Source organism: Serratia symbiotica (assembly GCF_000821185.2).
In the GTDB taxonomy this organism is placed as follows: Bacteria; Pseudomonadota; Gammaproteobacteria; order Enterobacterales; family Enterobacteriaceae; genus Serratia; species Serratia symbiotica.
On the sequence record NZ_CP050855.1, the window covers coordinates 2,660,341 to 2,672,975 of the forward strand.

The 12,635-nt window shown below is 56.4% G+C and carries 7 protein-coding genes and 2 pseudogenes; all 9 read right to left on the bottom strand.

Features of this window, described 5'->3' with window-relative positions:
• Positions 1–17: 17 nt before the first annotated feature.
• Positions 18–2,924: an RNA polymerase-associated protein RapA gene (gene rapA, locus SYMBAF_RS13330; RefSeq protein ID WP_040262786.1), complete on the bottom strand. Its 2,907-nt coding sequence runs from the start codon at positions 2,922–2,924 to the stop codon at positions 18–20.
• 267 nt (positions 2,925–3,191) lie between these two features.
• Positions 3,192–5,555 carry a DNA polymerase II gene (locus SYMBAF_RS13335; RefSeq protein ID WP_040262783.1) on the bottom strand — a complete coding sequence of 788 codons (2,364 nt, stop codon included), beginning with the start codon at positions 5,553–5,555 and terminating at the stop codon, positions 3,192–3,194.
• A gap of 324 nt (positions 5,556–5,879) precedes the next feature.
• A pseudogene (locus SYMBAF_RS17885) lies at positions 5,880–6,008 on the bottom strand (IS66 family transposase); the annotation flags it as partial.
• Between the two features lie 202 nt (positions 6,009–6,210).
• Positions 6,211–6,309, bottom strand: a pseudogene (locus SYMBAF_RS13345) (IS1 family transposase); the annotation flags it as partial.
• Positions 6,310–6,327: 18 nt separating this feature from the next.
• Entirely contained in the window at positions 6,328–7,095 is a 768-nt protein-coding gene (fecE, locus tag SYMBAF_RS13350; protein ID WP_040262892.1) for a Fe(3+) dicitrate ABC transporter ATP-binding protein FecE, read from the bottom strand.
• Positions 7,096–7,097: 2 nt separating this feature from the next.
• Positions 7,098–8,060, bottom strand: a complete 963-nt coding sequence (gene fecD / locus SYMBAF_RS13355) for a Fe(3+) dicitrate ABC transporter permease subunit FecD (RefSeq protein WP_082026803.1) — start codon at positions 8,058–8,060, stop codon at positions 7,098–7,100.
• Entirely contained in the window at positions 8,057–9,049 is a 993-nt protein-coding gene (fecC, locus tag SYMBAF_RS13360; RefSeq protein ID WP_040262781.1) for an iron-dicitrate ABC transporter permease FecC, read from the bottom strand. The genes fecD and fecC overlap by 4 nt, the downstream gene beginning before the upstream one ends.
• Positions 9,049–9,954, bottom strand: coding sequence for a Fe(3+) dicitrate ABC transporter substrate-binding protein FecB (locus tag SYMBAF_RS13365; RefSeq protein WP_040262779.1), 906 nt, complete (start codon positions 9,952–9,954; stop codon positions 9,049–9,051). The genes fecC and SYMBAF_RS13365 overlap by 1 nt, the downstream gene beginning before the upstream one ends.
• Positions 9,955–10,021: 67 nt before the next feature.
• Positions 10,022–12,385: a TonB-dependent Fe(3+) dicitrate receptor FecA gene (gene fecA / locus SYMBAF_RS13370; protein WP_040262777.1), complete on the bottom strand. Its 2,364-nt coding sequence runs from the start codon at positions 12,383–12,385 to the stop codon at positions 10,022–10,024.
• Positions 12,386–12,635 lie beyond the last annotated feature (250 nt).

Consider the following 12,635-nt stretch of genomic DNA (forward strand, 5'->3'; position numbering starts at 1 on the left):
TCTGTGCATCGCGCCAATTATTGGTGGGTGACCACCACTAAACGAATGGCGTCCAGCCGCCAACTGGCTTCATTGAGGTTAGCCAACACTTGGTGGCGATTGCACGCCAGCGCCTCGAGTTCGTCGTCGCGAATATTTGGGTTGACCGCCTTCAACGCTTCCAACCGTGCCAACTCGCTACTCAGTTTGTCGTCCGCTTCCTGCTTCGCCTGTTCAATCAAGGTGCGTGCTTGTTCTGCTACTAGACCTTCCGCCTGCTGTAACATGGCGTGAACGTCCTGCTGCAGCGTATTGACCAACTTGCTGGCGGTATGACGATTGACTGCAATCAGTTGGCGGTTGAAACTGTCGAACTCGACTTGTGTCGCCAGATTGTTGCCTTTGCGATCCACCAGCATGCGGATCGGCGTCGGCGGCAGGAAGCGGGTCAACTGCAAGTGTTTCGGTGCCTGCGCCTCCACCACGTATACCAACTCCACCAACAGAGTGCCGACTGGCAGTGCCTTGTTTTTTAACAGAGACACCGCGCAACTACCGATATCACCGGATAAGATCAGATCCAAACCGTTGCGGATAATGGGGTGTTCCCAACTGATAAACTGCGCGTCTTCACGTAATAATGCCTGATTGCGGTCAAAGGTGACCGTGCAGCCGTCCTGCGGCAGGCCGGGGAAATCCGGCACCAGCATATGGTCGGATGGCGTGAGTACGATCAGGTTGTCACCGCGCTCGTCCTGATTGATGCCGACGATGTCGAACAGGTTGAGTGCAAAACTCACCAAGTTGATGTCGTTATCCTGTGCAACAATGGCGTTCGCCAGTATCTGGGCGGAATCGCCGCCGTTAGAGTGCATTTCTAACAGCCGATCACGGCCTTGTTCTAACCGCGCTTTCAGTTGGTCGTGTTGCTGGCGGCAGGTGTGGATGAATTCATCCAGCCCATGCTGCTCAGTGGGCGCAGCCAGGAAGCCAAGTAACTGCTCATAGCTGCTGTCATAAATGGTGCGGCCGGTCGGGCAGGTGTGTTCAAAGGCGTCCAAACCTTCATGGAACCAGCGCCCTAGCACCGCCTGCGCGGTATTTTCCAGATACGGCACCATGATTTGGATGTCGTGCATCTGACCGATGCGATCCAGACGGCCGATGCGTTGCTCTAACAGATCAGGGTTGAATGGTAGATCAAACATCACCAACTGGCTGGCGAACTGGAAGTTGCGGCCTTCGGAACCGATTTCGGAACACAGCAGCACCTGTGCGCCTGATTCTTCGGTGGCGAAGTAGGCGGCAGCGCGGTCACGTTCAATGATCGACAGCCCTTCGTGAAACACCGCTGCGCGGATTGCTTCACGTTCGCGCAGTACTTGCTCCAGTTGCAGTGCGATCTCAGCCTTAGCGCAGATCACCAGTACCTTTTCGTGGCGATGGGCGATCAGGTGATCCAGCAGCCATTCCACGCGTGGATCGAAGTTCCACCACGTGGCGTTCTCGCCCTCAAACGCCTGATAAATTTGCTCCGGGTATAGCATAGCGCGCGCGCGGGCTTCGATTGATTGTTTGGTACCCATGATGCCGGATACCTTAATCGCCGTCTGATACTGGGGGGGCAGCGGCAAGCTGATCAGATGGAGGTGGCGATGGGAAAATCCCTTCACAGCGTTACGGGTATTGCGGAACAGCACGCGGCTGGTACCGTGGCGATCCATCAGCAGGGTTACCAGCGCCTGACGCGCTTGTTCGGCGTTGTCGCCACCACTATTGGCTGTTTTCAGCAGCGGCTTGATGTCCTGCGCTTCGATCAGTTCGCCTAGCAGAGCCAGTTTGTCGTCGGCCAAGCGCTCACCGTTCAGTAGCAAGGTGACGGCATCGGCTACGGGTTGGTATTTTTGCTGTTCGGCGACGAACGCGTGGTAGTCGTGGAAGCGGCTTGCATCCAGCAGGCGCAGACGGGCAAAGTGGCTCTGCTGACCAAGTTGTTCCGGGGTGGCGGTTAACAGCAGCACGCCGGGAATATGTTCGGCCAACCGTTCGATCACTTGGTATTCGCTGCTTGGCGCTTCTTCACTCCAGCCCAGGTGGTGGGCTTCATCGACCACCAGTAAATCCCACTGAGCGTCCACCAACTCTTCCAGACGCTGCTTATTGCGGCGCACGAAACCCAGCGAGCAGATCACCCGTTGCTCGGTTTCAAACGGATTGCTGCTGTCGAGCTTGGCTTCAGCGTAGCGGCTATCGTCGAACAGTGAGAAATAGAGGTTGAAGCGGCGCATCATCTCGACCAGCCACTGGTGCTGTAGAGTTTCCGGCACCACGATCAGCACGCGCTCGGCACGGCCTGCCAGCAACTGCTGGTGAATGATCATGCCAGCTTCAATGGTCTTACCCAAGCCCACTTCGTCCGCCAGTAGTACGCGTGGCGCATGGCGTTGGCCGACTTCATAGGCGATATGCAATTGGTGTGGGATCAGGCTAGCTCGCATGCCACGCAGGCCAGCGAACGGCAGACGATATTGCGCGCTCTGATTTTTACGTGCGCGCAATCGCAGCGCAAAGCGATCCATCCGGTCGATCTGACCAGCAAACAGGCGATCCTGCGGCTTGCTGAAGGTCAGCTTACTGTCCAGCAGCACTTCACGCATCGCCACGCCGCTTTCTTGGGTGTCCAAGCGGGTACCGATGTAGGTCAACAGGCCGTGATCCGTTTTTACTTCTTCCACTATGAGCTGCCATCCTTCATGGCTGCATATGGTATCGCCTGGATTGAACATCACACGGGTGATCGGTGAATGGTTTCTAGCGTAGAGGCGGTTTTCACCGGTGGCAGGGAAAAACAGGGTGATCATGCGCATATCGAGTGCCACGATGGTTCCCAGTCCTAATTCGCTTTCCGTATCGCTGATCCAGCGTTGACCAAGTGTAAAAGGCATATATTATCGGCTCGATTTCTTGTCAGTAAGTCTTGTCACTGCGGCGCAGCGACCTGTAATAAACCCAGTTTATTGTAGGTTGTATCCGGTCATTGACCGGGGCGGTGTCACAGATCCCAAAGCCGGTAATCAAGGCTGAGGGGCAAACCCGATAACGCGGAGAATGATTCAGAAATTGGAAAGGGCGCTATGGTAATGGAAGGCGATGCGTTCGTCACCTGTAAACCCTGATGATTTTTTATCACCCTTAGGTGAATCATTCTACTATCAGAACAACCCCATCTGCCCGGTGACCAGCGTAGTGAAATCATCGTGCAGAAAAGGCAGTATAGCGTCTGCCACCGGTTGCAGTTGGCGCTCCAGATAGTGGGGGTAATCAATGGCCGAATGCCGCGCTTCCAGTGGTTCCGGCCCGGCAACGGTCATCACATAATTGATCCAGCCGCCGTTCTGATACTGTAACGGCCGCCCCTGCTGGCGGTTGTAGTCGTCGGCGATACGTGCGGCACGGGCGTGCGGCGGCACATTACGCTGGTATTCGTCCAGCTTTCTGCGCAGCCGCTTGCGGTAAATCAGCCGATCGTCGAATTCGCCGTTCAACGTTTTGCTGACGTAGTCGCGCACATAATCCTGATAAGGCTGCCGTTTGAAGATGCGCTGATAGAGCTGCTGCTGGAATTGCTGTGCCAGCGGTGTCCAGTCGGTGCGTACCGTTTCCAATCCTTTATACACCACCTCCTCACTGCCATCGGCGCGGATGACCAAACCAGCGTAGCGTTTTTTACTGCCCTGTTCAGCCCCGCGAATGGTCGGCATCAGAAAGCGCGAGTAATGAGTTTCAAACTCCAGCTCCAGCGCGTTCTCCAGCCCAAACTGCTGCTGCAAATGCTGTTGCCACCACTGATTAACCTGCTGCACCAGCGACTGGCCGATCTGCGCCGCCTGCTGCTGATCGTGCGGCTGTTTCAGCCAGACGAAAGTGGAATCGGTGTCGCCATAAATCACCTGATAGCCCTCGGCTTCGATCAATGCGCGCGTCTGACGCATGATTTCATGACCACGCAGGGTGATGGAAGAAGCCAGGCGCGGATCGAAAAAGCGGCAACCGCTCGATCCCAGCACGCCGTATAGTGCATTCATGATGATCTTCAACGCTTGAGATAATGCCTTGTTGTGTTGGCGTTTAGCCGCCTCGCGCCCCTGCCAGATCTGCTCGACGATCGCGGGCAGGCAGTGTTTGCTGCGTGAGAAGCGCGCCTGGCGAAAACCGGGTACGGAATCGGCATCATCGGGATGGCGCATGCCTTCCACCAGCCCGACTGGATCGATCAAGAAAGTACGAATGATCGACGGGTACAGGCTTTTGTAATCAAGCACCAGCACCGAATCATACAGGCCGGGCTGCGGCTCCATCACGAACCCGCCGGGGCTGTGCTCTTCTGGCTGTTCACCGAGGTTGGGTGCTACAAAACCCAGCCGGTGCATGCGCGGCATATACAAGTGGCTAAACGCCGCCACCGACCCGCCGCTGCGATCGGCCGCCAGCCCGGTGACGGTGGCGCGTTCCAGCAGGAAGTTGAGCAGGTCGGTCTTGGCGAAAATACGTGTCACCAGTTCGCAGTCCTTCAGGTTGTAGCGAGCCAGCGCCGGTTTGTCCTCGGCAAAGCGCCGGTCGATCTCTGCCATGCGTTGATAGGGGTTATCGATCAATTTGCCTTCTCCCAGTAATGTCTGCGAGACGTGTTCCAGGCTGAAAGAAGGGAAGTGCCAGGTGGCGGACTTCAGCGCTTCGATACCGTCGATAATCAGCCGCCCAGCGGCGGAGGCGAAAAAGTGATTCTGTTTGAAGCCGTGCTCGCGCCACTCCAGTAAGCTGCCACCGCGCCCCAGCCGTAACGGGATCTGATATCGTTCGGCGTGTTTCTGTAGCACCCGCAGATCGAACTGCACCAGATTCCAGCCGATAATCGCATCGGGATCATGCTGTTCCAACCACTGGTTTAACCGCTCCAGGATTTGTCGGCGGCTCACGCAATACTCCAGACAGAAATCCAGCGCGGCATCGCTGCCGTTGGCTGGCCCCAACATATAAACCTGCCGCTGACCGCAGCCCTCCAGTGCGATAGAGTAAAGCTCGCCGTAGGCGGTAGTTTCGATGTCCAGTGAGACCAGCTTCAGCGCTGGGCGATAGGCGGGAGCGGGTTTCATTTGGCCATTGAGCAGTGGCCCGCTGCCATTGATTTGGCCACTGAACCACACCGGCGCGGTGATGAAGCGTTCCATCAAGTAGCGCTCCGGTGGCCGGATATCGGCTTCGTAAACTGAAACGCCGCCCTCTTTTAGCCGCTTTTCCAGCTTGATCAACTGACGGTGCTGATGGCAATACAGCCCCAGCATCGGGCGGCGATGAAAATCCGTCAATAATAGCGGCTTCAGTTCCAGTTGGTATTCCTCGCATAAAAGCCGCTCAGCGCGCTGGCGCTGTTCCGCCGGAATGAAGGCCACGGAAGTCTGCGGCGGCAGTCGCAGTTGCTGTGGCCCTGCGTCAGTCGCCAGCCAGAACTCCACTTCGGTGCCGATGGGCGTATCTCGCCAGTGGCGGGTGAGCAAAAAGCCCTGTTGCAGTGACATCACACTGTTCCTGAGAAACCAAGTCGATCGGAGAGATAAATTATATACCCGTCATACTTCAAGTTGCCTGTGCGTGAGCTTTCCTCGCTCACTCCAGTCACTGACGGGTGTCAGCGCCTGGGAATTAATGAACCTCATCCCTGAGGTTCAGCCTGCGGCGCAGCGCAAGCGCGGTTCAAATCGGTTCCCGACCGATTCGTCGCTGCGTTACCGCCTTACTGCAACTTGAATTATTTACAAGCTATCCCACCCGGCTATTTTTTTGCCATTTTGGCCCTGGGCAGTGCTCACCTTCCTTACGTACTGCGTGTAGGCTAGGCTTGTTGAACCCACAAACAACCAATTCTTTCGCCCCACAGCCACCGGGCGGATCGCATTCTCTATCCAGTTGTTATCTATTGGCATCAGAGCGTTGTCCAGATAACGCAGCAGGGCAGGACAGCGTTTGAGTGTGTGCTCAACGCCTTGTAAATCCCCGACCCTGCTGGAGTTCGGGCGGGCTAGACCTCGCGAGGATAAGAGCAAGGAGGCCATGTTGTCAGGGCTGTGTTTTTTAAACCATGTGAGTTGGCGGAACGCTTACCATTGAAGATGGAAAACTTGTTGTCACAGCAATCAGGGTAGGCCATCTACAAAAATTTGGTGATGCCGCTCATTAGTGGAACGTGTATTTTTCTATGCAAGCACCAATGACTCTTTCATGCAACTCAACGGAACGCAAGAAGCAGGGGGTCTTAAGGGCCAACCTTTTGATTCCGAGTTCTCCCGGCACCTATAACACGATGCACATAGGGCGTCCTGAAACCGGGTCCGGGTGAACCTCCGCCTTAATTGCAAAGACCTGTTGCAACAGCGCAGGAGTCATCACCTGTTCCGGCGTACCGCTGGCCACCACGCAGCCTGCGGACATCAGAACCAAATGGTCACAGTAACGGCTGGCCTGATTAAGATCGTGCAACACTGCGACCACGGTTCTGCCCTGCTGCTGTCGCTCACGTAACAGGGCCATCAGCTCGATTTGATGATTGATATCCAGCCAGGTCGTTGGCTCGTCAAGCAGTAGCAGCGGGGTATCCTGCGCCAGCGCCATGGCAAGAAATGCCCGCTGACGCTGCCCCCCGGAGAGCTTGCACACCTGCTGAGTGGCCAACTGAGCGATCTGCGTCTGTTCCATGGCCGCCTGCACCCGTTGGCGATCCAAGGTTCCCATACGGCCAAATAGATTTAGCCACGGGCTACGCCCATAGCCAACCAGTTCCTGCACGCTCACGCCTTCGGGAACCAGATGTTGCTGTGGCAATAGCGCCAGACGCTGACCCAGTTGGCGAGCTGACAGAGAGGCCAGATCCTCGTTCCCCAACAGAACCTCTCCACCCTGCGGGGTGAGCAGCCGGGCACAGCAGCGTAGCAGTGTTGATTTGCCGCAACCGTTAGGGCCAAGCAAAGCGGTGATACGCCCTGCGGGCAAGGCAAGGGAAAGAGATTGCAGAACGGGCTTATTGGTATATCCAGCACTCAGCCCGGTAAGGATCAGTGGCATCATCAACGGGTTCTCATTAAAAGCCAGAAAAAATAAGGGGCACCTATGATCGCCGTAAGGACGCCAGCGGGCAATTCCAGCGGAGGGTGCAGGGTACGCGCCAGTAAATCGGCCAGCAGTAGCAACAATGCCCCGATCAGCATGGCTCCGGGGATAAGCCAGTGATGACGCCCTCCCACCAGGCGACGGGTCAGGTGCGGTGCCAGCAGGCCAATAAAGCTTAGCGGGCCGCAGAGCGCTACGCTGATAGCTGCCAGTGCCAACGCCAGCAGCAGGATAAGCTGTTGAGCATGTCGCACGTTAATCCCGAGGGTAGTAGCCTGCTCCTCTCCCAGCGCCAGCAGATCCAACGGACGGCACAGCAGCAAACTGAGTGGTAGCAGCAGCAACAGCCAAGGGAGGGCGACATACACAAAGGCCCAGCCACGCCCCCACAGGCTGCCGGTGAGCCACATTAATGCCTGATTGATCTCCAGCGGATGTGACAGCATCAAATAATCGGTGATGCTGGCATACAGCGCAGTCAAGGCAATACCCAGCAGTGCCAGGCGTAGGGGGGCGCTGTTGCCTGCGGCCAGCCGCAACAGAGCAAAGGCCAGCAGTGCGCCAATAAAGGCCAGCAGTGGCAGCCACATTACTGACAGGCCAGGGAACAGCATGAGCGCGCCGATCGACATCAGCCCGGCGGCATGATTAACGCCGAGGATCTCTGGCGAGGCGAGCGGATTGCCGATAACCCCTTGCACCAGCACCCCAGAGAGCGCCAGCGCGGCCCCCACCAGCAGTGCCAACAAGATGCGCGGCAGGCGGTACTCCACTAAAGCAAAGTAGTGGCTGTCGGCAGGCTGTAACGCCCGATGCAGGTCGGCGAAGCTCAGGGTCTCACTGCCGTAGCGCACTGACAGCAACAGGACGAGGGCTACCAACATCAACAGGATAGCCAGCGTCAAGGCGGGTTTCTTCACGTACGCCTCCTGACCAGCCAGATAAAACAAGGTGCTCCGATCAGCGCCAGCATCGCGCCGGCGGGGAGTTCCGCAGGAAAAGCAACCGCGCGCGCCAGTAGGTCTGCCAGTAGCATCAGCACTGCGCCAAACAGCATACCGATAGGTAGCATGAGGCGCAGATCGTTGCCGATCCAGGCGCGTGCCATATGCGGCACCAGCAGGCCAAGAAAAGCCACCGGCCCAGCAACGCTCACGCAGCTTCCCACCAGCAGAACCACCACCAGGTTGACCAGCAGGCGTAGCTGCCCCAGGCGAATGCCGAGGGTACGAGCGCTGTCATCGCTTAGCTGTAGCAGGTTCAGACGGCTGGCGAACAACCAGGCCAGCGGTAGCAGCAGGATGCTGAAGGGTAGCAACTGCCAGAACTCACGCCAGCGCACATGGGCGATCCCTCCTGCCAGCCAGTGAAATATGCCCCAGGCGTGGTCTTCCGCCAACAGCAAGGTGGCACGCGTCAGCGCCGCGCATAAGGCAGACACTGCCACCCCGCCGAGGATAAGGCGGCTGCGATCGCCAGCGGTATCCCATCCCCTGCCCAGCAGCATCACCACACCCCAGCTTAGGCCGCCGCCCATCGCCGCCAGCAGTGCGATGCTGTATCCCGCTACCCATGACGGATCGAAGGCGCTGGTGACAACCATCGCCAGTGATGCACCAGCGTTGATGCCCAGCAGTGACGGGGAAGCTAACGGGTTACGCGTCAGCGTTTGCAGCAGGCAACCCGCTACTGCCAGGCTGGCACCCAGCAGTATCGCCACCAGGCTGCGCGGCAGACGCAAATTAAGTACCAGCGCCTGCGACAAAACGCTAACCTTGCCCGGCAGTAGCGCGGAGATAGCTTGCCAGGAACCGATCGGCACTGGCGACCAACTGAACAGTGACAGCCAGAAGATCCCAGCCAACAGGGCAAGCGGCCCCCCCCAGGCGATAAGCGGTCTGCCAGACATCATTGTGCCGGGGGCACCGGCCGGTGATGAAGGATAGCCACCAGGTCTGAGGCAATGTGCTCGGCGGCAAATATCCCGCGCATCCGTGCCCAACTATTGCTATCAACCACAGCGACCTGATTGTTCTGCGCCGCCGTCAGCATCTGCCACAGCGGATCTTGCTGCCAGTCGCGAACGATACTCTGTGGTCGGTAGTGAGCCACGATCAGCCAGTCTGGGTTGATCGCCAGCAACTGCTCAAGACTGATACTGGAGAGCGCCGCCTGATTGATCGGCGCAGAAACCGCCATGCCCAGCGCCGTCAGTACACTGCCGGTATAGGATCCACGGCTGTGTAAGTTGAACTGCTGTTCGCGCGAGGTGCCAAACACCACCTTCAGCCCTTTAGGCAGTTGGCTGGCAAACTGTTGTATCCGCTGACGGTGCAGCGCCAGGCGCTGTTGCATTTCAGTGTTTTTACCCAGAACCTTTCCAATGACCGCTGCCGATTGCAGATCCTGTTCGTAGGTTTCATTCCGTGATTTCAGCATCAAAGTAGGGGCAATGCTGGACAGTTGACGATAAATACCTGCGTGTCGGGCGCTATCGGCAATAATCAGATCCGGTTTCAACGCCGCGATGGTTTCCAGAGCGGGCTGAGCGCGGGTACCAACAGACTGCCACGGCTTTAGATGGTCGCGCACCGCGGGCAGAATACGTTTCGGGTCGTTATCGTCCGCTACACCTATCGGGCTGACCCCGGCCGCCGCCAACGCATCAACAAAGGAGAGTTCCAGAACTACTACGCGGCCAGGGGGACGTTCGAGAGTAAAATCCCCGTTACTGTCCTGAACCGATATCGCCTGTGCGATGGAAAACCCCGGCAGCAGAACGCTGAGCAGGACGCAGATAAAACGTGTGAACATGCCCTCTCCATGTGATAAAAAAACAGCAAAATAGGCCACCAAAGGCAGCCTCCCTGCACATAGGGTATCAGAACTTCAGTGAACCTTGCAGGTAAACCGAGCGCGGCTGACCGACATAGATCCCCTTATTGTTATCGTCATAGGCTCGGGTGAAGTACTCATGGTCAAAGATGTTTTTCACGCCGATGGCCAGATTGAGGTTGGCATACTGTGGGCCGAAATCGTAGTTGGCGCGCGCCCCCCAAAGCATAAAACCTGGGATGCGACCTGTTCTACCATCGGCGCTTTCCTCAACGGTGTTGGCGTTGTTAGCAAACTGCGCGGACTGGTATTCACCGTTGAGGTTAAGAGTCCAACTACCGGTGCGATAATCCATGCCCATCGTACCTTTATGTTTGGGTGAAAAAGGCACCTGGTTGCCATGGTAGCCACCCTGTTCACGGATGACTGCATTGACGTAAGCATAACTGGTGGTAACTGAGAAGTTCTCAAGTGAGGGTGAAAGGTCGCCCAAGTCATAACGCAGCTTGGTTTCCAGCCCGGTATGGCGGGTTTTTCCGCGTGCTGTCACGCTGTCAGTAACCTGATTGGCGTCATACTGATTGCTGAAGTTGATCAAAAATAGTCCGGCTTCGGCCTGCAACACCTGATTATCAAAACGGGTACCCAGCTCCCAGGTACGCGCTTTTTCCGGCTCTACACTGCCGCTACCAACCGCTTTACCTATCTGGCTGTACTGCACGGTGCCGAATGAACCTTCGGTATTGACATACAGGTTCCAAGCGTCATTCAGATGGTAGAGCAGGTTAAACGCGGGCAGCGGCGCACTATAGCCAATCTCCTGCCTTTTACCCTTGATAAAGTTGTTCTGATAAGACTGGATACGCTCGTAGCGCATACCTGGCGTCAGTGTCCAGTTACCCACGTCAATACGGTCGTCAATGTACCAAGCGTGGGCCTGGGTGCCGGACTGGGTGTCACGATCATACGGGCTGTTGCTGGTGGGCAGTTTTCCGCTGCTGGCCAGGCTGGTGTAACGCAACTCGTGAGAAGATTCACTGACATACCGGTAACCCACACCGACCTCATGAGCGGTTTCCCCTAGAGTGAAACTCTGGCTGTAATGTGGTTCGACGCCACGCACCCAATATTCACGCGGTGAGAGAGTCAGGTTTTTGCCCTGATCCAAGTAGCCGCTACGCAAGGTATTGGTGTAGAAGGTCAAAATATTGAACTTGTGCTGGCTATCAGGCTGGAACTGATAGCCAAGACTGGCCAGTTTACGACGGCCCCAGAACTCATCATAAGGACGGGTTGACTGGAAACGATCGGCATTGTAATTCGCCCGCGACAGGCCACCGGGCATCTGCGCACGGCCTTCATAATATTGCAGCAAACTACTGAAGGTGTGAACATCGTTCGGGGCGTAGCGGGTTTTCAGTATCACATCGTCGATTTTTGTCGCGCTGTGCTCGCGCCAGTCGCTGCCACGAGTACCGGAGTAAAGCAGCGCCGCCCCAAGACCATTGTTGGCGGTGCCGCCAATCAGCAGGTTGCCACTCCCCTTAGGGTGATTCTGGCTAGAGGTGGGCGACAGCAAGCCTTGCATTGCGGCTTCAATAGCAAAATCTTTCGGGATCGCGCGGGTAACAAAATTGACCACGCCGCCTACGCTTTGTGGCCCATAGCGAACTGCGCCGCCGCCGCGCACCACGTCTACCGCGTCCATATTACCCAATGAAGCCGGGGCAAAGGATAGCTGTGGCTGGCCGTAAGGCGCATAAGGTACCGGAATGCCGTCCATCAGCACGGTAGATCGGCTGGCAAGACGGGGATTAAGGCCACGAATACCAAAATTCATCGCCATATCATGGCTGCCGGTGCCGTTATTTTCCGGAGCATTCACACCGGGAATACGGTTCAGTGCTTCACGAACGCTGCTGGCCCCGGTTTTGACAAAATCTTCACGGCGCAGTACATCGCGCGCTCCGGCATGTTCGAAAACATCATTTTCCTGGGCATCGGCCAGCCAGTCACCCACTACTGTAAGGGTGTCAGAGGCGGCGACCGCCGGTAACACCTCAAGAGTAAACGCATGGTTTCCTAGGCGTTTTGCCTGCATTCCACTGCCGTCGAGCAGAGCGTTCAAGCCCCGTTCAACGGAGTAGTTACCGTTCAACCCCGGACTGGTTTTGCCATGGACCACTGACGCATCTAGCGACAGGGCGATGCCGGAGGTGGTGGCAAATTGGTTGAGCGCACTCTCCAGATCACCAGGGGCGATACGGTAATTTAACGCCCTATCCTGGGTCACCGCTACCGCCATTGCGGGGGCTAAGAGGGCTAGCGGAGCAAAGGTACAGTGAATAGCCAAAGCTAAAGGTGTTGTTTTGCTAAAAACGCGCTGAAGACGCGTGCAAGAATCAGACATGATAGTCTCCATTTATTGACAGGATATTTAGAACCTCTCCATCAGGTTCTTATGTTCTCTGTCTAAGGAGTCGAATGAGGAGATGAAAAGGGACAATAGGAATGAGAATTTTTATCATTTTTATTTATTTTTTTTATTCACACCTACCTAGTAACGGTTAAACGTCGGTATTGGGATGGTCAGCGTTTGGGCTAAAACCATCAGCAGGCGATCGGTGTGGTGCAATGGCCAATAGGTAAGTCTGCCATAT

What these genes read in the sequence shown, in the direction of transcription:
- rapA (WP_040262786.1), bottom strand. Translation starts at nt 2,924, where the DNA reads ATGCCTTTTACACTTGGTCAACGCTGGATCAGCGATACGGAAAGCGAA.
- fecE (WP_040262892.1), bottom strand. Translation starts at nt 7,095, where the DNA reads ATGCCACTGATCCTTACCGGGCTGAGTGCTGGATATACCAATAAGCCC.
- SYMBAF_RS13335 (WP_040262783.1), bottom strand. Translation starts at nt 5,555, where the DNA reads ATGTCACTGCAACAGGGCTTTTTGCTCACCCGCCACTGGCGAGATACG.
- fecC (WP_040262781.1), bottom strand. Translation starts at nt 9,049, where the DNA reads ATGTCTGGCAGACCGCTTATCGCCTGGGGGGGGCCGCTTGCCCTGTTG.
- fecA (WP_040262777.1), bottom strand. Translation starts at nt 12,385, where the DNA reads ATGTCTGATTCTTGCACGCGTCTTCAGCGCGTTTTTAGCAAAACAACA.
- SYMBAF_RS13365 (WP_040262779.1), bottom strand. Translation starts at nt 9,954, where the DNA reads ATGTTCACACGTTTTATCTGCGTCCTGCTCAGCGTTCTGCTGCCGGGG.